General features: G+C 39.4%; 22 protein-coding genes. All 22 read left to right on the top strand.

The window, feature by feature from the left end; genetic code table 11:
- Positions 1–33 precede the first annotated feature (33 nt).
- Complete coding sequence (locus ACOZ9X_RS09670) at positions 34–192, top strand: small, acid-soluble spore protein, alpha/beta type (protein ID WP_137789681.1); 159 nt, start codon at positions 34–36, stop codon at positions 190–192.
- A 201-nt stretch (positions 193–393) separates the two neighbouring features.
- The gene (gene sucC / locus ACOZ9X_RS09665) at positions 394–1,554 is read left to right on the top strand and encodes an ADP-forming succinate--CoA ligase subunit beta (protein WP_137789680.1); all 1,161 of its coding nucleotides are present in this window, start codon (positions 394–396) and stop codon (positions 1,552–1,554) included.
- Positions 1,555–1,588: 34 nt separating this feature from the next.
- The gene (gene sucD, locus ACOZ9X_RS09660) at positions 1,589–2,503 is read left to right on the top strand and encodes a succinate--CoA ligase subunit alpha (RefSeq protein WP_153238551.1); all 915 of its coding nucleotides are present in this window, start codon (positions 1,589–1,591) and stop codon (positions 2,501–2,503) included.
- Between the two features lie 78 nt (positions 2,504–2,581).
- Positions 2,582–3,448 (top strand): DNA-processing protein DprA, encoded by an 867-nt coding sequence (dprA, locus tag ACOZ9X_RS09655; RefSeq protein WP_423417975.1) that lies wholly within the window; start codon positions 2,582–2,584, stop codon positions 3,446–3,448.
- A gap of 99 nt (positions 3,449–3,547) precedes the next feature.
- On the top strand, positions 3,548–5,623 hold the full coding sequence (gene topA / locus ACOZ9X_RS09650) for a type I DNA topoisomerase (RefSeq protein WP_423417974.1): 2,076 nt from the start codon (positions 3,548–3,550) through the stop codon (positions 5,621–5,623).
- A 13-nt stretch (positions 5,624–5,636) separates the two neighbouring features.
- Positions 5,637–6,941 (top strand): FADH(2)-oxidizing methylenetetrahydrofolate--tRNA-(uracil(54)-C(5))-methyltransferase TrmFO, encoded by a 1,305-nt coding sequence (trmFO, locus tag ACOZ9X_RS09645; protein WP_144700793.1) that lies wholly within the window; start codon positions 5,637–5,639, stop codon positions 6,939–6,941.
- Between the two features lie 61 nt (positions 6,942–7,002).
- Positions 7,003–7,908 (top strand): tyrosine recombinase XerC, encoded by a 906-nt coding sequence (gene xerC / locus ACOZ9X_RS09640; RefSeq protein WP_423418260.1) that lies wholly within the window; start codon positions 7,003–7,005, stop codon positions 7,906–7,908.
- 24 nt (positions 7,909–7,932) lie between these two features.
- Positions 7,933–8,472, top strand: a complete 540-nt coding sequence (gene hslV, locus ACOZ9X_RS09635) for an ATP-dependent protease subunit HslV (RefSeq protein WP_137789675.1) — start codon at positions 7,933–7,935, stop codon at positions 8,470–8,472.
- Between the two features lie 20 nt (positions 8,473–8,492).
- Positions 8,493–9,887: an HslU--HslV peptidase ATPase subunit gene (gene hslU / locus ACOZ9X_RS09630; protein WP_137789674.1), complete on the top strand. Its 1,395-nt coding sequence runs from the start codon at positions 8,493–8,495 to the stop codon at positions 9,885–9,887.
- A gap of 24 nt (positions 9,888–9,911) precedes the next feature.
- On the top strand, positions 9,912–10,691 hold the full coding sequence (gene codY, locus ACOZ9X_RS09625; protein ID WP_066393642.1) for a GTP-sensing pleiotropic transcriptional regulator CodY: 780 nt from the start codon (positions 9,912–9,914) through the stop codon (positions 10,689–10,691).
- A 472-nt stretch (positions 10,692–11,163) separates the two neighbouring features.
- Positions 11,164–11,550 carry a flagellar basal body rod protein FlgB gene (flgB, locus tag ACOZ9X_RS09620; RefSeq protein WP_416731499.1) on the top strand — a complete coding sequence of 129 codons (387 nt, stop codon included), beginning with the start codon at positions 11,164–11,166 and terminating at the stop codon, positions 11,548–11,550.
- Positions 11,551–11,552: 2 nt separating this feature from the next.
- Complete coding sequence (flgC, locus tag ACOZ9X_RS09615; RefSeq protein ID WP_191753629.1) at positions 11,553–11,999, top strand: flagellar basal body rod protein FlgC; 447 nt, start codon at positions 11,553–11,555, stop codon at positions 11,997–11,999.
- Positions 12,000–12,011: 12 nt separating this feature from the next.
- The gene (gene fliE, locus ACOZ9X_RS09610) at positions 12,012–12,311 is read left to right on the top strand and encodes a flagellar hook-basal body complex protein FliE (protein WP_423417973.1); all 300 of its coding nucleotides are present in this window, start codon (positions 12,012–12,014) and stop codon (positions 12,309–12,311) included.
- Between the two features lie 81 nt (positions 12,312–12,392).
- Positions 12,393–13,985: a flagellar basal-body MS-ring/collar protein FliF gene (gene fliF / locus ACOZ9X_RS09605; protein WP_423417972.1), complete on the top strand. Its 1,593-nt coding sequence runs from the start codon at positions 12,393–12,395 to the stop codon at positions 13,983–13,985.
- 14 nt (positions 13,986–13,999) lie between these two features.
- A complete protein-coding gene (gene fliG / locus ACOZ9X_RS09600; protein WP_066393658.1) occupies positions 14,000–15,013 on the top strand; it encodes a flagellar motor switch protein FliG in 1,014 nt (337 codons plus the stop codon).
- Positions 15,006–15,803 (top strand): flagellar assembly protein FliH, encoded by a 798-nt coding sequence (gene fliH / locus ACOZ9X_RS09595; protein ID WP_423417971.1) that lies wholly within the window; start codon positions 15,006–15,008, stop codon positions 15,801–15,803. The genes fliG and fliH overlap by 8 nt, the downstream gene beginning before the upstream one ends.
- Positions 15,800–17,116, top strand: coding sequence for a flagellar protein export ATPase FliI (gene fliI, locus ACOZ9X_RS09590; protein ID WP_423417970.1), 1,317 nt, complete (start codon positions 15,800–15,802; stop codon positions 17,114–17,116). The genes fliH and fliI overlap by 4 nt, the downstream gene beginning before the upstream one ends.
- Positions 17,116–17,553 carry a flagellar export protein FliJ gene (fliJ, locus tag ACOZ9X_RS09585; RefSeq protein ID WP_423417969.1) on the top strand — a complete coding sequence of 146 codons (438 nt, stop codon included), beginning with the start codon at positions 17,116–17,118 and terminating at the stop codon, positions 17,551–17,553. The genes fliI and fliJ overlap by 1 nt, the downstream gene beginning before the upstream one ends.
- Positions 17,554–17,570: 17 nt before the next feature.
- Positions 17,571–18,137 (top strand): MotE family protein, encoded by a 567-nt coding sequence (locus ACOZ9X_RS09580; RefSeq protein ID WP_423417968.1) that lies wholly within the window; start codon positions 17,571–17,573, stop codon positions 18,135–18,137.
- Positions 18,138–18,153: 16 nt separating this feature from the next.
- Positions 18,154–19,320 carry a flagellar hook-length control protein FliK gene (locus tag ACOZ9X_RS09575; protein ID WP_423417967.1) on the top strand — a complete coding sequence of 389 codons (1,167 nt, stop codon included), beginning with the start codon at positions 18,154–18,156 and terminating at the stop codon, positions 19,318–19,320.
- A gap of 6 nt (positions 19,321–19,326) precedes the next feature.
- Entirely contained in the window at positions 19,327–19,779 is a 453-nt protein-coding gene (gene flgD / locus ACOZ9X_RS09570; RefSeq protein ID WP_423417966.1) for a flagellar hook assembly protein FlgD, read from the top strand.
- A gap of 12 nt (positions 19,780–19,791) precedes the next feature.
- Positions 19,792–20,166 carry a TIGR02530 family flagellar biosynthesis protein gene (locus ACOZ9X_RS09565; RefSeq protein WP_423417965.1) on the top strand — a complete coding sequence of 125 codons (375 nt, stop codon included), beginning with the start codon at positions 19,792–19,794 and terminating at the stop codon, positions 20,164–20,166.
- Positions 20,167–20,201 lie beyond the last annotated feature (35 nt).

Here is a 20,201-nt window from a genome sequence, read left to right as displayed (position 1 = left end):
GGGGCATTCCTATCTTTAAAGGAGTGTGTTTTAATGCCTAAGAATAAATTAGTCGTACAGCAATCCGAACAATTAGTGAACCAATTTAAAGAAGAGATGGCTGAAGAGTTTGGAATGTACCGTTCAGCTGCTGAATCTGAAGCAATAACACCTAAAATCATCAAGAAACAGAAAAACGAAAAAAACAAATGAAAAAAGAAGGTGTTTTCGTTCCTAAAGGGGACGAAAAAGCGATAAAACCAAAGTCATTTAACAGTGATTTTGGTTTTTTATTTTGGCTAAAAAGGTGTATGCGCTTGCAATTTTCTGAAGAATAGTAGACATAATAGACTAGGTCTTATACAATGATAACGGTACTTTAAGTTTTCACCATGATAGGAGGATGGAGAGTAAATGAATATCCACGAATACCAAGGTAAAGAGATACTTAGAAAATATGGTGTGGCTGTTCCAAACGGGAAAGTAGCATTTACCGTTGAAGAAGCAGTAGAAGCTGCTAATGAGCTGGGGAGCACTGTATCTGTAGTTAAAGCACAGATCCACGCAGGTGGCCGCGGTAAAGCAGGTGGCGTTAAAGTCGCTAAAAATATCGATGAAGTGCGTACATACGCAAATGAAATCTTAGGAAAAGTTCTTGTAACTCATCAAACAGGTCCAGAAGGTAAAGAAGTTAAGCGCTTACTTATCGAAGAGGGCTGTGATATTAAGAAAGAATACTATATCGGTCTTGTATTAGATCGTGCAACATCTAGTGTTGTTATGATGGGATCTGAAGAAGGCGGAACTGAAATTGAAGAAGTGGCTGAAAAGACACCTGAAAAAATCTTCAAAGAAGTAATCGATCCAGCGATCGGCCTTCAAGCATTCCAAGCAAGAAGACTTGCTTATAACATCAACATCCCTACTGAATTAGTAGGAAAAGCAGTGAAATTCATGATTGGTCTATATACGGCTTTCGTTGAAAAAGACTGTTCAATCGCAGAAATCAATCCATTAGTTGTAACAGGTGACGGAAATGTTATGGCACTTGATGCAAAGATGAACTTTGATTCTAATGCTTTGTACCGTCACAAAGACATCTTAGAATACAGAGATCTTGAAGAAGAAGATGCAAAAGAAATCGAAGCATCTAAATACGATCTTAGCTACATTTCTCTAGATGGAAATATTGGCTGCATGGTTAATGGTGCTGGACTTGCTATGGCAACGATGGATATCATTAAACATTACGGCGGCGACCCGGCTAACTTCCTTGACGTTGGGGGCGGCGCGACTACTGAGAAGGTAACAGAAGCATTCAAGATTATTCTTTCTGACCAAAATGTTAAAGGAATCTTTGTTAACATTTTCGGTGGAATTATGAAATGTGATATTATCGCGAACGGCGTTGTTGAAGCAACGAAACAAGTTGGTCTTGAGTTACCTCTTGTTGTGCGTTTAGAAGGTACTAATGTTGATCTTGGTAAAAAGATTCTTAAAGAATCTGGTCTAAACATTACAGCTGCAGATTCTATGGCTGATGGTGCAGAAAAGATCGTAGCTTTAGTTAAGTAATAGAGAAAACATCGTAGGAAGGATGGATGGATGCATGAGCATTTTTATTAATAAAGATACAAAAGTTATCGTTCAAGGTATTACAGGTTCTGTTGGTCTTTTTCATACAAAACAAATGCTTGAATATGGTACGAAAATTGTAGGCGGTGTTACACCAGGTAAAGGTGGAACAGAAGTTGAAGGTCTTCCTGTTTTTAACACCGTTGTGGATGCAGTTAAAGAAACTGGAGCTAACGCCTCTGTTATTTATGTTCCGCCTGCATTTGCTGCAGAAGCGATCATTGAAGCTGTTGACGCTGAACTTGATCTAGCAATCTGTATTACTGAAGGTATTCCAGTATTGGATATGGTAAAAGTTAAGCGCTACATGGAAGGCAAGAAGACACGTCTAGTTGGTCCGAACTGCCCGGGTGTAATTACTCCAGAAGAATGTAAGATCGGTATCATGCCAGGATACATTCATACAAAAGGTCATGTTGGGGTTGTGTCACGTTCTGGTACATTAACGTATGAAGCTGTACATCAGCTTACAGAGCGTGGGATCGGGCAATCTACAGCAGTTGGTATCGGGGGAGACCCAGTCAACGGAACAGACTTTATCGACGTTTTAAAGGCATTTAACGAAGATGAGGACACATATGCAGTAATCATGATCGGTGAGATCGGTGGAACTGCTGAAGAAGAAGCTGCTGAATGGGTTAAAGCGAACATGACAAAACCTGTAGTAGGATTCATCGGTGGTCAAACGGCGCCTCCAGGAAAACGTATGGGGCATGCTGGTGCGATCATCTCTGGTGGAAAAGGTACAGCTGATGAAAAGATCAAAACGATGAAAGCTTGTGGAATTAAAGTTGCAGCAACGCCTTCAGTAATGGGTGAGACTTTAGTAGAAGCTTTAAAAGAAAACGATCTATATGACCGCTGTGTAACAAACAAAGCAAAAGCGTAATAACGATTACAACGTGAAAAGCTCCCAGATCGGGAGCTTTTTATTTACATTGAATTGTTTCATGAGGAGGAATGAAGATTGGATAAAGAACGCTTGATTTTTCTTCATCATTGCGAAGGACTGACTTGGAATCAATTAAAAGCAGTAGTTGTAGCTGATCCTGAACTGAAATCTGTTTTTTCAATGGATGTTCGCAGGTTGAAAATGTCGTTTGGTTACAGTGACCTAACGGCAAATCGCCTCTATCAACACATGAAACAATTTAATAGTACATACATAATGAAGAATCTGTTGAGACAATCTATTTCAGCAGTTACGGTATTCGATAAAAATTATCCTCCGCTGTTAAAGAATATTTATGACCCGCCATGGGTTCTTTACGGACAAGGGGATTGGACAATCCTAAATCGGGATAAAATGATTAGTGTTGTCGGTACTCGTCATCCTAGCAAACAGGGAAAACAAGCGTTAGAAAAAGTACTTACTCCTTTAATTGATGATAATTGGATCGTGATCAGCGGATTAGCGAAAGGGATTGATACGTTCGCTCATGAGTTAAGTATTCAACACAAGTCCTTAACAGCAGCAGTTCTAGGCTCTGGCTTGTTACAGATCTATCCGCAAGAAAACAGAGCATTAGCTAAAAAGATTAGTGAACAAGGAATCTTGTTATCTGAGTTTGCTCCACAGGTTACACCAAAACGCTGGCATTTTCCGCTTCGTAACCGTATAATAAGCGGTCTCAGCCGTGCAACACTTGTTGCTGAAGCACGAACAAAGAGTGGTTCCTTAATTACAGCTGATCAAGCACTCGAACAAGGAAGAGATGTGTTTGCAATTCCAGGATCGATTTTAGAAGAGTGTGCCAACGGGACCAATTTTTTGATTCAAAATGGCGCAAAATTAGTCATGAGTGCAGAAGATATTCAAAACGAAAGTATCTAACCGTTTTCATTTAAATGAGGAAACAGTTTGACAAATGCAGATACATTATTTAATAATAGGGAAGATTTCACTAAACCCTTAAAGGGGGATAAACTGTAAATGGAAAAATATTTAGTCATTGTTGAGTCTCCCGCCAAAGCAAAGACAATAAAAAAGTATCTAGGGAGCAAATATGACGTTAAAGCATCTATGGGACATGTTCGTGATCTTCCCAGAAGCCAGACTGGCGTAGATGTAGAAGCAAACTATGAACCAAAATACATTACGATCCGTGGAAAAGGTCCTATCTTAAAAGATTTAAAAACGGCAGCGAAAAAAGCAAAACGCATCTTTCTCGCAGCTGACCCGGATCGCGAAGGTGAAGCAATTGCATGGCATCTTGCTCACAGTTTGGATATGGATTTAGATTCTGAATGTAGAGTTGTGTTTAATGAGATTACAAAAAATGCGATAAAAGATTCTTTTAAAAGACCAAGAAAGATCAATATGGACTTAGTTGATGCACAGCAAGCAAGAAGGGTGCTTGACAGACTAGTAGGGTATAAAGTTAGTCCGTTATTATGGAAGAAGATCAAAAAAGGATTGAGCGCCGGACGTGTACAAACGGTTGCGGTCAGATTGATCGTTGAACGAGAGAAAGAGATTGAAGCTTTCCAACCAGAAGAGTATTGGAAGATTAAAGGAATCTTTAGTGCTTCTGGAGAGGATTTTGAAGCACAGTTCTACGGAACTGGCGGCAAGAAAAAAGAACTTTCCAACGAAGAAGAAGTGAAAGAGATTCTAAGCACGATAAAAGGTAAACAGTTTAAGATCGATTCTGTTCAGAAAAAAGAAAGACGCAGAAATCCTTCGCCGCCTTTCATCACTTCTTCACTTCAACAAGAAGCAGCTAGGAAATTAAATTATCGAGCTAAAAAGACGATGATGCTCGCACAACAATTATATGAAGGAATCGATCTTGGTAAAGAAGGTACAGTCGGTCTGATCACCTATATGCGTACAGATTCGACACGTATATCTGATACAGCTAAGACGGAAGCTGCCGAATTCATTGAAAAAGAATATGGAGAGCAGTTCGTGAACAAATCAAGAGTGGAGAAGAAATCTGGAAAGAACGCTCAAGATGCCCATGAAGCGATTCGTCCAACTTCTGTCATGTATCATCCACGTGATTTGAAGAATTATCTCTCAAGAGATCAACTCAGATTATATAAGCTGATTTTTGAACGATTCTTAGCGAGCCAGATGGCATCAGCTGTCCTTGATACGATGACAGTGGATCTAGAAAACAACGGGATCAACTTCCGCGCGACTGGATCTAAGGTTAAGTTTCCTGGATTTATGAAAGTCTATGTTGAAGGCAATGATGACGGGAAAAAAGAAGAAGATCGTATTCTGCCAGATGTTCAAGAAGGCATGAATGTAGAAAAAAAAGATCTTGAACCAACTCAGCATTTTACACAGCCTCCTCCACGATATACGGAAGCAAGACTTGTTCGTACGATGGAAGAACTGGGTATAGGCAGACCGTCAACATATGCACCAACACTGGATACGATTCAAAAACGTGGATATGTAGCTCTTGATGAAAAGAAGTTTGTTCCAACAGAACTTGGTGGTCTTGTGTTAGAGATGACACTGGAATTCTTTCCTGAAGTATTCAACGTTGAATTTACTGCCAAGATGGAAAGTGATCTTGACGAAGTTGAAGACGGAAAAGAAAACTGGATCAGAATCATTGATGACTTCTACAAAGGCTTTGAAAAGAAACTAAAGATTGCAGAAGAAGAAATGCAAAAAGTAGAGATCAAAGATGAGCCAGCAGGTGAAGACTGTGAGAAATGTGGACATGAGATGGTCTATAAGATGGGACGCTTTGGAAAGTTTATGGCTTGTTCTAACTTTCCAGACTGCAGAAACACGAAACCAATCGTAAAAGACATAGGTGTTACATGTCCGACTTGTCATGAAGGAACAATCGTAGAGCGGAAAAGTAAGAAAAAGAGACTTTTCTATGGATGTAACCGTTATCCAGATTGTGAATTCGTATCTTGGGATAAACCTATTGCCAGAACATGTCCGAAGTGTAATAGTATGTTAGTAGAAAAGAAAACGAAAAAAGGCAAAGTCGTACAGTGTGTCTCTTGCGATTATGCTGAAGAGGAAGCAAAGTAAGGAGTTTATCTTCATGAATCAACATGTTAACGTAATCGGAGCAGGTCTTGCTGGTAGTGAAGCAGCTTGGCAGATCGCTAGCCGAGGAATTCAAGTAAAATTATACGAGATGAGACCGGTTAGACAAACACCGGCTCATCATACTGAGAAGTTTGCAGAACTAGTATGTTCGAACTCACTTCGTGCTAATACACTAACGAACGCTGTCGGTGTACTAAAAGAAGAGATGAGAAAATTAAACTCTGTTATTATTTCATCAGCTGATGATTGTGCAGTTCCTGCTGGTGGAGCTCTGGCGGTCGACCGTCACGAATTTGCTAGTCTTGTGACAGAGCGAGTTAAGAATCATCCTAATGTTGAGGTGATCACTGAAGAAGTTACAGAGATCCCTGAAGGTCCAACTATTATTGCGACAGGACCTCTAACTTCTGATAACTTATCAAAATCGCTAAACTCATTAACGGGTGAAGAGTATCTCTATTTTTACGATGCAGCTGCACCGATCATCGAAGTAGACAGCATCGACATGGACAAGGTGTATTTAAAGTCTCGTTACGACAAAGGTGAAGCAGCTTATCTAAACTGTCCGATGACTGAAGAAGAATTTGACCGTTTTTATGAAGCGTTAATCACTTCTGAAACAGTCCCTCTAAAAGAATTTGAAAAAGAGATCTTTTTCGAAGGTTGTATGCCAGTTGAAGTTATGGCTAAAAGAGGGAAGAAAACATTATTGTTCGGACCGATGAAACCAGTCGGTCTCGAAGATCCGAAAACAGGCAAGATTCCTTATGCAGTCGTTCAATTAAGACAAGATAACAGTGCAGGAACTCTATATAATATTGTAGGTTTCCAAACACACCTTAAATGGGGACCTCAAAAAGAGCTTCTAAGACTGATTCCAGGCTTAGAGAACGCAGAGGTAGTACGTTACGGTGTAATGCATCGCAATACGTTCTTGAACTCTCCACGCCTCTTAGAAGAGACGTATCAGTTAAAAGCAAGAAAAGATCTTTTCTTTGCAGGTCAGATGACTGGTGTTGAAGGGTACGTTGAAAGTGCTGCTTCAGGATTGATCGCAGGTATTAATGCTGCAAAGTTGGTTAATGGCGAAGAACTAGCTGTTTTCCCTAAAGAGACGGCGATCGGAAGCATGGCGTACTATATTACGACTGCGAATCCAGATAATTTTCAACCGATGAATGCTAACTTTGGACTTCTTCCACCTCTTGAGAAGAGAATCAAAAATAAACAAGAGCGTAATACAGCTCTAGCTAATAGAGCGTTGGAAACAATTCAGAATTTTATAACAAATTTGTGAACATGTATTGATTTAGCCCCTAAATTGTGTTACGATTTAGGGGCTTTGTGAGGTGTATGAAATGGTATCAGAACGCCAACACGTGGTGGATTTCTTGAATTATTTAATGATCGAGAAGAATTGTTCACCTTATACGATTGAACACTATGAAAAAGACATTAATGATTTTACTTCTTTTTTGAAACAGCAAGCAATCGAAGGATTCGCTGCTGTTTCTTATGTTTTAGTCAGGCAATATTTAGTGACTCTTCATGAGAAGAAGTATGCTCGAAATACAGTAGCAAGAAAGATATCGGCGATGAGAAGTTTTTATCGTTTCCTAAACCGCGAAAAGATCGTGGAAGAACATAACCCTTTCGCTATGGCATCACTCCCTAAAAAAGCAAGAATGCTTCCTCAATTTCTTTATGAAAAAGAGTTGGAGAGGCTTTTTAATGTGTCTGATGTTACAACCCCCATGGGACAAAGAAATCAAGCTATCCTCGAAATACTGTACGGAACTGGTATTCGTGTCAGTGAATTGTGTAAGATGCAGTTAAAGGATCTTGATTTAAATGTAGAGATAGCGCTTGTTAAAGGAAAAGGTAAAAAAGAAAGATATGTTCCGATCGGATCGTTCGCGAGAGAATCTCTTGAAAAGTATATACAGGACGGTCGCAAGTTGCTGTTAGATAAAACGGAGAAAAAGTCGGATGCATTATTTTTAAACTATAAAGGGGAACCTTTAACCGTTAGAGGCGTAAGAACTATATTAAATAAACTAATAGAGGAATCTTCCCTTACGATACATATCAGCCCGCATGTTTTGCGGCACACGTTTGCGACCCACATGCTGAATGAAGGCGCAGATCTCAGAGCGGTTCAAGAGCTTTTAGGGCATGCTAATCTTTCCTCTACACAAGTTTATACACATGTTTCAAAAAGTCATTTGAAAAAAATCTATAATAATGCGCATCCTCGAGCATAAAAACAAAAAGGGAGGGATTTTTCAATGTCAACATTTCATGCTACTACCATTTTTGCGATTCAGCATAACGGCAAGTCCGCTATGACTGGAGATGGTCAGGTTACATTCGGCAACGCTGTTGTAATGAAACATACTGCCAAGAAGGTAAGAAAGCTTTTCGGAGGAAAAGTGCTTGCTGGGTTTGCAGGCTCGGTTGCAGACGCATTTACGCTTTATGAAAAATTTGAGAGCAAGTTAGAAGAATACAGCGGAAATCTGCAGCGTGCATCAGTAGAGATGGCAAAAGAATGGAGAACAGATCAAGTTCTTAGAAAGCTTGAAGCTCTACTAATCGTAATGAACGAAGAGCATATGTTATTGATTTCTGGAACTGGTGAAGTTATTGAGCCAGACGATGGAATTCTCGCGATTGGATCAGGTGGCAATTATGCTCTAGCTGCAGGTCGGGCACTGAAGAACCATGCCCCTGAACTCTCTGCAAAAGAAATCGCTCTTGCATCTTTAAAGACTGCTGGCGAAATTTGTGTTTACACGAACACAGAGATTGTTTTAGAAGAATTGTAAAAAGTAAAGGAGCGGTTGCAATGAACAGTCAATTAACTCCAAGACAAATTGTTGAAAAGTTAGATCAGTATATTATAGGTCAAAACGATGCAAAGAAAGCTGTCGCTGTTGCGCTTCGTAATCGTTATAGAAGAAGTTTGCTCGACGACAAGCTTCGTGATGAAGTATCACCTAAAAATATTCTGATGATTGGACCTACTGGTGTAGGGAAGACAGAGATTGCTAGAAGGTTAGCAAAACTAGCTCAAGCTCCTTTCATTAAACTTGAAGCAACTAAATTTACTGAAGTTGGTTATGTTGGGCGTGACGTTGATTCGATGGTACGTGACCTCGTTGAAACTTCAGTAAGACTTGTAAAAGAGCTGAAGATGAATGATGTAAAAGACAAAGCTGAGCAAAATGCTAATAAAAGACTTGTAGAGCTCTTAGTTCCTGGTAAAAAAACAGAAACAAGCTTTAAAAACCCGCTAGAGATGTTCTTTGGTGGCGGTAATCAAGAACAGGAACAAAAGCCTCAGCAAGATGATGTTTCAGATCTTAGACAGAGACGAAACCAAATGGCACAGAAGCTTGCGCTTGGTGAGATGGAGGATCATCTTGTTACGGTAGAAGTAGAAGAGCAGAATCCTTCTATGCTAGACATGTTCCAAGGTTCGGGTCTGGAACAAGTAGGCATGAACATGCAGGATATGATCGGTGGACTTATGCCGAAGAAAAAGAAAAAAAGAAAACTCACTGTTCGAGAAGCTCGTAAAGTATTGACGCAAGATGAAGCGGCAAAACTAATCGATATGGATGATGTTACGAGTGAAGCAGTTTACAAGACCGAACAAACAGGTATTATATTTATAGATGAAATCGATAAGATTGCAGGAAAGAACCAGAACTCTGCTGATGTGAGCCGTGAAGGTGTTCAACGAGATATCCTTCCGATCGTTGAAGGTTCTACAGTAATGACGAAGTATGGCTCGATCAAGACGGATCATATCCTGTTTATTGCAGCTGGAGCTTTTCATATTTCTAAGCCTTCAGATCTCATTCCAGAGCTGCAAGGAAGATTTCCGATCAGAGTTGAACTAAATAGCTTGTCTGTTGAGGATTTTACACGTATATTAATAGAGCCTGATAATGCGATCATAAAACAGTATAAAGCTCTATTAAGTACGGAAGGTATAAATGTTGAATTTTCTGACGATGCTATTGCTAAGATTGCAAGCATTGCCTATGAAGTGAATCAGGACACCGATAATATTGGTGCACGAAGACTTCATACCATATTAGAACGCTTATTAGAAGATCTATCTTTTGAAGCGCCTGATATCAGCTTAGATCAAATTACCATTACACCCGAGTATGTAGAAGAAAAACTGGCTAACATCGCAAAGAACAAGGATCTGAGCCAATATATATTATAGGATGCAGTAGGAGGAAGAAATACAATGAATTTATTGAACAAAGCAAGAAGTATCAACTCGATGCTTCAACAAACAGGTGGTAAACAAGTAAACTTCAAAGAGATGGCTGAAACACTTAGTACGGTGATTGAAGCAAATATTTTTGTAGTCAGCCGTCGTGGTAAACTGTTAGGCCTCGCTCTTAAACAAGAAATTGAGAACGAGCGTATGAAGAAGATGATCGAGGATCGTCAATTCCCTACTGATTACACAAAAAATCTTTTCAACATTACAGAGTCTCTTTCAAACATTGATATAGAGAGCGATTATACAGCATTCCCTGTTGAGAACAAAGATTTGTTCTCAACGGGATTAACGACAATCGTTCCGATCGTTGGTGGCGGTGAAAGACTAGGAACTCTTATTCTTTCAAGACTATCTACATCATTTGAAGAAGACGATCTAGTTCTTGCTGAGTACGGTGCTACAGTTGTTGGAATGGAGATCCTTCGTGAAAAAGCGGAAGAGATCGAAGAAGAAGCTCGTAACAAAGCAGTTGTCCAAATGGCGATCAGTTCATTATCATATAGTGAGCTAGAAGCGATCGAACATATTTTTGAAGAATTAGAAGGAAACGAAGGATTGCTTGTAGCAAGTAAGATTGCAGACAGAGTGGGTATTACTCGATCTGTAATCGTAAACGCGCTTCGTAAGTTAGAGAGTGCAGGTGTAATTGAATCTCGTTCTCTAGGTATGAAGGGAACGTATATCAAAGTGTTGAACGATAAGTTCTTGCTTGAACTTGAAAAGCTTAAAACTTCATAATAACCAATAATAAGGTCCAGCTCTGTAAACCAGAGCTGGATTTTTTTTGTGCCAATAAAAACGGCATGTACGAAATATGAATCTCATTTATTTGTTCATATAAACTTCTGGGTACTCTATCAACAATTTTTAAGATGTTTTTAATGGAAGACTTAAATAGAAAATTTTCGAAAAAAACTTGTGTTATTTAATCATTGTACATAAAGAAACGACGAAAAAGGATAAATTTGTAAATATTTGTCGATTGTGTGTGGAAGTGGTAAAGAGGTACCAAAAACCGTATAAATATAGGGATTTTATTACTATTTTTGAAATTGGGTCCAAAGTCACGGTCGAAATATAGTCCTTTCTATCGAAAAAAGTCAGTTTGGGAAAAAATACATAGACACTTTTTGGATATATCACTTAAAATATGATAGTGAGGTAAGATTTAACATTATATGAAACTTCTATAGTATAAAAGAGGGAAGTGGTGAACTTGTTCTCTGGCTCAGTCATAAGAAATTTAGAGATGGCATTAGATGGATCAGCATTAAAACAAAAGACCATTTCAAATAACTTAGCTAATGTGGACACACCTGGATATAAAGCTAAAGAAACTGTCTTTAACCAGGAATTCAAAAAAAGCTTGCAAGCCCATCGTACAGATCAGCGTCACTTTTCATTCGGTACTGAAACATCCTCTTCTTTTAGTGTGAGAGAAAAAACGAATACAGTGATGAATCACAACGGAAATAATGTGGATGTAGATAAAGAGATGGCAGAATTAGCAAAGAATCAACTTTATTATCAGACACTTGTACAGCGGATCAATGGAAAGTTTAATTCGATTAAGATGGTTGTTAAAGGTGGGAGATAAATATGGGAGTTTTTGATGCAATGAATGTATCTGCATCCGGTCTAACGGCTCAACGGCTTAGGATGGATGTTGCTTCCTCTAACATGGCAAATGTCGATTCGACACGCGGAGAATATAAAAACGGTGTGTGGGAACCGTATCGACGTAAAATGGTCGTTTTAGGTTCGGGTGAATCTAGTTTCAAAAATATGTTCAATAAAGCTGTTAATAACGGAAAAATGGCTGGCGTCAAAGTGAATGGTATCGTAAATGATCAAACACCATTTAAAACGGTTTATCAACCTGAACATCCTGATGCGAACGAAGAAGGATTTGTTCAACTACCGAATGTAGACCCACTAAAAGAGATGGTCGATTTAATGAGTGCTACTCGATCGTATGAAGCAAATGTTACTGCACTAAACGCAGCAAAAGGAATGTACTTAAAAGCATTAGAAATTGGCCGTTAGGGGTGTTAAATCATGGACAAAATTTCAATTGGTTCACTTCAGAACATCAGTAATCCAACTTCAATCGCAAAAGTGACACCATATGAAGCTCAAGAAGATTTTAAGAGCTATCTAAAAGGAGCTTTAGATACGTTGGGTGAGACACAAGCGCAATCTAATCAAGCTACTCAAGGTTTGATGAACGGAAATATGGATAACCTCCATCAAGTGATGATCACGGCTGAAAAAGCAAGTGTAACGATGCAAACGACTCTTGAGATTCGTAATAAAGTTGTTGAGGCCTACCAAGAAATAATGAGGATGCAAGTATAGTCTCAGTTATATGATTCGATATTAGCATTCGATTTTGGGGGTAGCTGTTAAAAATTTTTATTGTGCTTATCGGGGGAAAAAATGAAAGAAAAATGGAAAAACATCATCAAGCAAACGACAGAACGGTTTAAAACTCGTTCCAATGGACAAAAGGGAATTATTCTCGGTGGAATCTTTCTTATTATCGCAGCATTCATCTTTGTAACAGTCATGATGTCAACACCAAATCTTGTTCCTTTGTATTCAAATCTTTCCCCTCAGGAAGCAGGTCAAATACAAGAGAATTTAAATGGCAAAGGTGTGGCAAACGAAGTACAAGATGGCGGAAAAACCATATTAGTTCCCGAAGAACAAGTGAATAACCTGCAAGTGCAGCTAGCTGCAGAAGGGTTACCGGAAAGTGGGAATATTGATTTTTCATATTTTGGTGAGAAATCTGGTTTCGGAATAACAGACAAAGAGTTTGGTGTTCTAGAAAGAGAAGCGACACAGACAGAGATTGCTAGTTTAATAAAGAGCATCAATGGTGTTGAAGATGCGAGCGTTATGATCACCCTTCCTGAAAGCAGTGTGTGGGTAAACCAAGAAGAAGAAAAAGCTTCAGCTTCTGTTGTTCTATCATTAGGAGCGGGTGCGAAATTAAATGAAGATCAGGTGAAAGCACTCTATCATCTCGTTTCAAAGAGTGTGAGCAACCTTCCTATGGAAAATATCGTCATTACGGATCAATACTTTAATTATTATGATTTGAATTCTGTAAACTCTACTGCTTCAGCTTCAAAATATGAAGAGCAAAGAAAAATTAAGCAGGATGTTGAAAGAGACTTACAACGAAGAGTTCAACAGATGTTATCAACCATCATGGGACAAGGTAAAGTAGTTGCTACAGTGACAACAGATATTGACTTTACGGAAGAAAAACGCGAAGAAAGTATTGTAGAACCTGTTGATAAAGAAAACATGAAAGGCATCGAAGTAAGCGTTGAGCGAATTAGAGAGACGTTTACTGGAGAAGGTGCAGCAGAAGGTGGAGTCGGAGGAACGGGTGATCAAGAGGTACCTACCTACCCAGGTTCAGCTGCTGGCTCAAACGGAGACTATGAAAAAGTAGAAGAACGTATCAACAACGAAGTGAACAAGATACGTAAAGAAATCGTGGAGAGTCCGTATGAGATAAGAGATCTGGGTATTCAAGTCATGGTAGAGCCACCGACTCCGAACAAACCAGAATCGTTACCACAAGAACGATTAGATGATATTGAACAAATATTGAGTGCGATCGTTAGAACGAGTATCTCAAAAGATATAAACGAAACATTATCAGAAGATGATATTCAAGAAAAAATATTTGTATCTGCACAGCCGTTCAACGGAAAGCAAGAAACAACTGCCGTTTCTAAAGGTATTCCGTTATGGATCTACATAGTTGGTGGAGTCTTATTAATCGTAATTATTCTATTAATCTTCTTGCTTTCTCGTAAAAGAAGAACAGAGACTGAAAGCAAGATCGAAGAATTCCAAATGGATGAGCCTCAAGAGTCTTATTATGTACCAGATGTAAACCAAGAAAAAGGATCTGAGGGAACAGTTCGTAAGGAACAGTTAGAGCGAATGGCAAAAGAAAAGCCTGAAGAATTCGCCAAGCTAGTAAGAACATGGCTTTCAGAGGAGTAAGGAGGTAACGAACGATGGCAAAAGGTATGAAAGAACTATCTGGTAAAGAGAAAGCGGCAATCCTCGTTATCTCTTTAGGTCCAGATGTGGCTGCCCAAGTATATAAGCATTTAAGTGAAGAAGAGATTGAGAGATTAACCCTTCAAATCTCACAAGTTAGAAAAGTAGATTCAACGTTAAAGGATGAGATTATCACGCAATTTCATCAGTTAGCTCTAGCGCAAGATTATATTACCCAAGGTGGAATCGGCTATGCGAAGACGGTACTTGAGAAAGCGGTAGGTAAAGACGAAGCAATGCAGATCATCAATCGTTTGACTTCGACTTTGCAAGTAAGGCCATTTGACTTCGCTCGAAAAGCAGATCCGGGTCAAATATTAAACTTTATTCAAAACGAACACCCGCAAACGATTGCTCTGATCTTGTCTTACTTGGATTCTTCTCAAGCTGGACAAATACTTTCTGAACTTCCGCAAGAGATGCAAGCTGATATAGCGAAAAGGATCGCATTGATGGATCGGACATCCCCTGAAGTGATCAATGAAGTGGAACAGATTTTAGAAAGAAAGTTATCTGCTACCGTTACACAAGATTTCACCCAAGCTGGTGGAGTTGAAGCCGTTGTCGAGGTCTTAAACGGTGTTGATCGAAGCACCGAACGGACGATCCTGGATGCGCTTGAAATTCAAGATCCTGAGTTAGCGGAAGAGATCAAGAAACGAATGTTTGTATTTGAAGATATCGTTACGCTTGATAACCGTGCGATTCAAAGAGTTATTCGTGAAGTGCAAAATGAAGATCTGCTTCTTGCTTTACGTGCATCTAGCGAAGAAGTAAAAGAAGTGATGTTCAATAACATGTCACAGCGTATGGCTGAGAACTTCAAAGAAGAGATGGAATTCATGGGACCTGTTCGCCTTCGTGATGTTGAAGAAGCACAATCCAGAATCGTTGGAACTATTAGAAGACTTGAAGAAGCCGGAGAGCTTGTGATCGCTCGAGGCGGAGGAGATGATGTGATTGTCTAAAGTCATAAAATCTTTTCACGATCACAAAGAGAAGTCTGAAACAAGTGGAGTGGTCATAGGGATTCAGTCTCTTTCATTATTTAACACGAGAAACTACGCAAGTTTAGAGGATGAGGATCAAGAGTCAGAGGTCATCCGTTTAAAAAATCAAGCGTATACCTTGCTAGAAGAAGCAAAGAGCGAAGCAGCTTCTATAACAAAGGAAGTAGAAGATTACAAGGCGGCGCAACTCAAAAGATTAGCTGATGAAGAGGCAGCTTGGAAGTTGAAGTTAGAATCGGCTTATGAACAGGCGAAGAATGAAGGATACGATGCTGGCTTTCAAAGTGGTTTAGAACAAGGTCACGAAAGCTGGGCTGCGCAATTACATGAAGTCAAAAGCTTTATGGATACGTTAAGAAACGACTACCATAACATCTTGAGTGAAGCCGAGCCACAAATGGTCATCCTTGCCATGGCAGCCGCTGAAAAAATCTTAGGACAAACGTTACGAGATGCTCCTGAAACATGGATTTCTATCGTAAAGAAACTTGTTAAAGAAGCTCGAGAGTTTGAAGAGATCAAACTTTATGTTCCTCCACATTGGTTTGAACTTACTCAAAACTATCGTGAAGAACTAAAGAACATGCTTCAATCGACAGCGACTCTTTTTATCTATCCAGATGAGAACTTGACCGAGAATGGTGCAATAATCGAGTTTCCTTTTGGGAAGATCGATGCAACACTCGACGTTCAGCTTAAAGAGCTTCGTGAAAAATTGCTAGAACAACTTGAGGTGTCAGATCAATGAACGTGGAACATATGATCGAGTCCCTTCAATCGATCGATTCCTATAAAAGATATGGAAAAGTGATTCGGGTTGTAGGGCTAATGATCGAATCAAAAGGACCGAAAACGTCGATTGGTGAGGTCTGTTATATCCACATGGGGAACCACAAGCAAAAAATCAAAGCAGAAGTAGTCGGTTTTCAGGAAGAAAATGTTTTGTTGATGCCGTTTACGTATGTAAAGCACATTGCAGTTGGCAGTTTAGTAGAAGCCACACATCGTGCGCTAGAAATAAAGGTTGGACCTTCTTTGATCGGAAAAGTACTTGATGGTATGGGTGTTCCATTGGATGGCTCTCCTCTCCCTCGCGGATTGTTTCGTTATCCATCAGAGAACGAGCCGCCGAATCCAATGGAAAGGCCGAGAATTCATGAAAGTATTCAGCTTGGTATCCGGTCGATCGATAGTTTGCTAACGGTCGGAAAAGGCCAGCGGGTAGGTATTTTTGCTGGAAGTGGTGTAGGTAAGAGTACGCTGCTCGGTATGGTAGCACGTAATTCGACAGCTGACCTTAATGTTATCGCCCTAATTGGTGAACGAGGACGCGAAGTTCTTGATTTTATTGAGCGAGATCTAGGTGAAGAAGGTTTGAAGCGATCAATAGTAATCGTTGCGACTTCCGATCAACCTGCGTTAATGCGGATAAAAGGTGCACTGACTGCAACGAGTATCGCTGAATATTTTCGAGACCAAGGCAAGAACGTCATGTTGATGATGGATTCTGTAACGCGGGTGGCTATGGCTCAACGTGAAATCGGTCTAGCTGTTGGAGAGCCACCAACAACAAAGGGATACACGCCTAGCGTTTTTGCGGTTCTTCCAAAATTGTTAGAGCGATCTGGAACGAATAAGAACGGAACGATTACAGCTTTTTATACCGTTTTAGTTGATGGAGATGATTTTAACGAACCGATTTCGGATACGGTTCGAGGTATTCTGGATGGACATTTTATCTTAGATCGAAACTTAGCCAATAAAGGTCAGTTTCCTGCTGTTAATATTCTTAAGAGTATAAGCAGGGTGATGAATGATATTGTTCTGAAAGAGCATCGGCAAGCTGCTGAACGTCTTCGAGAACTTCTATCATCCTATGTGGAAGCAGAGGACTTAATCAGCATTGGCGCATACAAAAGGGGTTCTTCTAAATCAGTGGATGAAGCCATTCAGATGTACCCTAACATTCTGGCGTTTCTTAAACAGCAAGTAGACGAAGATGTTAGTTACGAACAAGCTCTAGAGCGGCTATTGATTGAATTTGGGAAGGATGAACGTTGATGTCATTTCATTTTTCTATGGAAAAGGTATTATCTGTTAAACAAAAAGAAAAAGAATCGATTGAACAAGAATTAGGAGAAGCTGTACAAGCGTTTGAAAGCATAGCAGAAGAGATATACAGCCTCCTGAAAAGGAAAGAAGACATCGAGAACCAATCGAACTATACCTATCAACAAAGAATCGTAGTAAACGATCTACAGAATACACAGCGTTTTCTATTATTGATGACGAACAAGATCAAAGAATTACAGCCGCTGTTACAAAGAGCAAGAGAGAGAATGCAAGTTATTCAGCAAAGATTATTGCAGCAGACCATTGAAGTGAAAAAATACGAAAAACTAAAAGAAAGACAACTCACCGCATATAGAGTGGAAGTTGCTTCTTATGAAAGTAAGCAGAACGACGAATTTTCGGTATTGCGTTTTGCGAAGTCGTAAAAAAATCAGGTGATCAGATGAAACAGAATGAAAAATCCAACAAACTGGTTTGGTTTTTATTAGTAGTATTCGTACCTTTCGTTTTTGCACTGACTGTTTTCGGAATCGTCCTTTCTTTTATGGGAGTAAACATATGGGAAGAAGCAAAAAGCACGGGTAAGAACATACCCATTATTAAAAATGTTTTAAGCGACAAAACAGAAGTAGCTGTTACAAACAACGTTCAAGAGAAACAATGGAAATCAAAGTTCGATGAGCAAGAAGATTACATTAAAGTACTTTCCGCTGATCTGCAAAAGAAAGAAAAAGAAGTTACCGATCTAAAAAGCAATATTGCCCTCTTAGAAAAGCAGGTTGAAGATGCAGAAACAACTGTGAAAGAGGAAGAGAATGAACAAGTAAAAAAGATTTATGAAGCCATGTCATCGAAAGATGCTGCAGCTGTTATGTCAGAGATGAACAATAATCAGATCATGAGCATCTTGATGCTATTACAATCTGAAACGCAAGCTGAGATCCTTTCCAAACTTGATGCAAAACGAGCAGCAGAGCTTACAGTACTGATGGCAAACAAAACGCTATAAAAGGAGGTGTGAAAACATGCAAATAATGATTTCGCAGTCAGCGGCTTCAGGAACACAGTCTTCCCCAGTATCGGTATCTTCTCAGAAAAGTAGCAGTATGGATTCTCTCTTTTCTCAACTTCTAGCATCTTCAGCTACTGAGAATGAGGGAGTAACAGAGGGTTTAGGAGATATGATCGCTAGTATATTAGGTAACATAGAGGATCTTGAATGGAAGCCAGACTTAGTAAATAACGAAACCGTTCAATCTTTATTAAACGATCTGCCGCCTGAAATGAAAGAAGTTGTTGAAAAGCTCCTTGAGAGCGAGATTGATTTCTCCGAGATTCCAACAAACCCTTCGCCTGAGCTGAAGCTAGTCCTATTGTTGCAGGTTGTTGTTAATGAAGAAGCGGAGCCATTTTCTCAAAAAGACCATAAGCAGATCACAGAAATGATCAGTAAATGGTTTCCAGGGATTAAATTTGACCAAAAAGAGTCTCTAACAAAACAAACAGAGCAGATTTTTGGAGAGATCAAAAAGCTTCTAACTGAGTCATCAAGTAATGATAAGAATGCTTTCTTAAAAGTATTTGAGACACTTTCTGTCGAAAAAAAGGTTAAGAGCTTTGCAGACCAAGCCTTTCAGCAATACGTACCGACAACAAAGTCAATGGAGAATGTTTCAGCTTCTAAAGAACTACAAACGCTGCAAAGTCCACTTTCTCCATTAGAACAATGGACGCTGAAGGTACCTGTTTCACAAGAAGCAGGACAGAAAGAGCAGTTTGTACGTGAAGTTCAACAGATTATATCAAGAGGAAAACTGTTCGTTACGGAATCTGGATTTACAAAGATGCAGATTCGATTAACACCCGAACATCTCGGCAATATCGAGATCCAGTTGATCCAAAAACATGGTGAGATTACAGCAAAGATCATTGCATCTAGTCAAGGTGCGAAAGATGCCTTGGATAGTCAGCTCACACAATTGAAACAAGCTTTCACAAGTCAAGATATAGATTTTGAAAAGATTGATGTATTTCTAAACGGAGACGAACAGGCCTTTGATTTCCGTGATCAGAATGGTCACGGATATGAAGATCAGCAGCATGCAGAAGAGAACATGTCTGAAGATGAGAAATCAGATCATCTATCATTCGATGAACAATTATCACAATTGGTATTAAACGAAAAGGTGTGATGAGTGATGACCAAGATCTCTGAAGATCTGATGCTTTCTAATTACCAAGCAAAAACAAAGCAAACAGGATCAAACATTTTAGGGAAAGATGATTTTTTAAAGATTTTAATCACGCAGCTTCAAAACCAAGACCCTACAAGTCCGATGCAAGACAGAGAGTTTATCGCACAGATGGCAAGCTTTTCATCACTAGAACAGATGACAAACATGAACCAAACGATGCAGCAGTTCCTATCGTTTCAAACAGAATCTTCTTTATTACAACAAAGCCAGATGATCGGTAAACAAATAACCTATGAAACAGAAACCGTTGATGCAGAAGGTAACAAAAAGATAGAGGAAAAAGAAGCTGTAGTGAAATCTGTTGTATTCGAAAAAGGATCTGTCATGTTGGAAATGAGTGATGGAACAAAGATCACAAGTTACCAAGTGATTAAAATATCCGATCAGGCAAAGTAAGGAGTGGATAACATGAGCGAACGTATACACGCTCATCAATTGTACCAGCCGATGCTTTACCCGAAACATCGACAGCAGAAAAATGTAGATCAATCTTTTCAGTCCGTTTTTCATAAAGAGCTTAATAACCAAATCACGGTTAGTAAACACGCTCAAAAGAGACTGCAAGATAGAAATATTACGATTTCAGAAACAAGCTGGAACAAGATAAGTGAAAAGATGATTGAAGCTCGGCAAAAAGGTATTAATGACTCATTAGTGATCATGAAGAATGTCACGCTTGTCGTGAATGCTCCAAATCAAACTGTGATTACAGCGTTAGATCGAAACGAAAGTACATCTCAGATCTTTACAAACATCAATGGTGCCATCGTCATAGACGAATAAACGAGCTGGACCTTTACAGGAGGCTCACAAAACTG

The organism is Fictibacillus nanhaiensis (genome assembly GCF_049537595.1).
Classification (GTDB): Bacteria; Bacillota; Bacilli; order Bacillales; family Fictibacillaceae; genus Fictibacillus; species Fictibacillus nanhaiensis_F.
This window is presented reverse-complemented; position numbering and strand designations above follow the sequence as displayed.

Coding starts and splice junctions, on each gene's coding strand:
- ACOZ9X_RS09670 (WP_137789681.1), top strand. CDS start 34: ATGCCTAAGAATAAATTAGTCGTACAGCAATCCGAACAATTAGTGAAC.
- sucC (WP_137789680.1), top strand. CDS start 394: ATGAATATCCACGAATACCAAGGTAAAGAGATACTTAGAAAATATGGT.
- sucD (WP_153238551.1), top strand. CDS start 1,589: ATGAGCATTTTTATTAATAAAGATACAAAAGTTATCGTTCAAGGTATT.
- topA (WP_423417974.1), top strand. CDS start 3,548: ATGGAAAAATATTTAGTCATTGTTGAGTCTCCCGCCAAAGCAAAGACA.
- trmFO (WP_144700793.1), top strand. CDS start 5,637: ATGAATCAACATGTTAACGTAATCGGAGCAGGTCTTGCTGGTAGTGAA.
- xerC (WP_423418260.1), top strand. CDS start 7,003: ATGGTATCAGAACGCCAACACGTGGTGGATTTCTTGAATTATTTAATG.
- hslV (WP_137789675.1), top strand. CDS start 7,933: ATGTCAACATTTCATGCTACTACCATTTTTGCGATTCAGCATAACGGC.
- hslU (WP_137789674.1), top strand. CDS start 8,493: ATGAACAGTCAATTAACTCCAAGACAAATTGTTGAAAAGTTAGATCAG.
- codY (WP_066393642.1), top strand. CDS start 9,912: ATGAATTTATTGAACAAAGCAAGAAGTATCAACTCGATGCTTCAACAA.
- flgC (WP_191753629.1), top strand. CDS start 11,553: ATGGGAGTTTTTGATGCAATGAATGTATCTGCATCCGGTCTAACGGCT.
- fliE (WP_423417973.1), top strand. CDS start 12,012: ATGGACAAAATTTCAATTGGTTCACTTCAGAACATCAGTAATCCAACT.
- fliF (WP_423417972.1), top strand. CDS start 12,393: ATGAAAGAAAAATGGAAAAACATCATCAAGCAAACGACAGAACGGTTT.
- fliG (WP_066393658.1), top strand. CDS start 14,000: ATGGCAAAAGGTATGAAAGAACTATCTGGTAAAGAGAAAGCGGCAATC.
- fliI (WP_423417970.1), top strand. CDS start 15,800: ATGAACGTGGAACATATGATCGAGTCCCTTCAATCGATCGATTCCTAT.
- fliJ (WP_423417969.1), top strand. CDS start 17,116: ATGTCATTTCATTTTTCTATGGAAAAGGTATTATCTGTTAAACAAAAA.
- ACOZ9X_RS09580 (WP_423417968.1), top strand. CDS start 17,571: ATGAAACAGAATGAAAAATCCAACAAACTGGTTTGGTTTTTATTAGTA.
- ACOZ9X_RS09575 (WP_423417967.1), top strand. CDS start 18,154: ATGCAAATAATGATTTCGCAGTCAGCGGCTTCAGGAACACAGTCTTCC.
- flgD (WP_423417966.1), top strand. CDS start 19,327: ATGACCAAGATCTCTGAAGATCTGATGCTTTCTAATTACCAAGCAAAA.
- ACOZ9X_RS09565 (WP_423417965.1), top strand. CDS start 19,792: ATGAGCGAACGTATACACGCTCATCAATTGTACCAGCCGATGCTTTAC.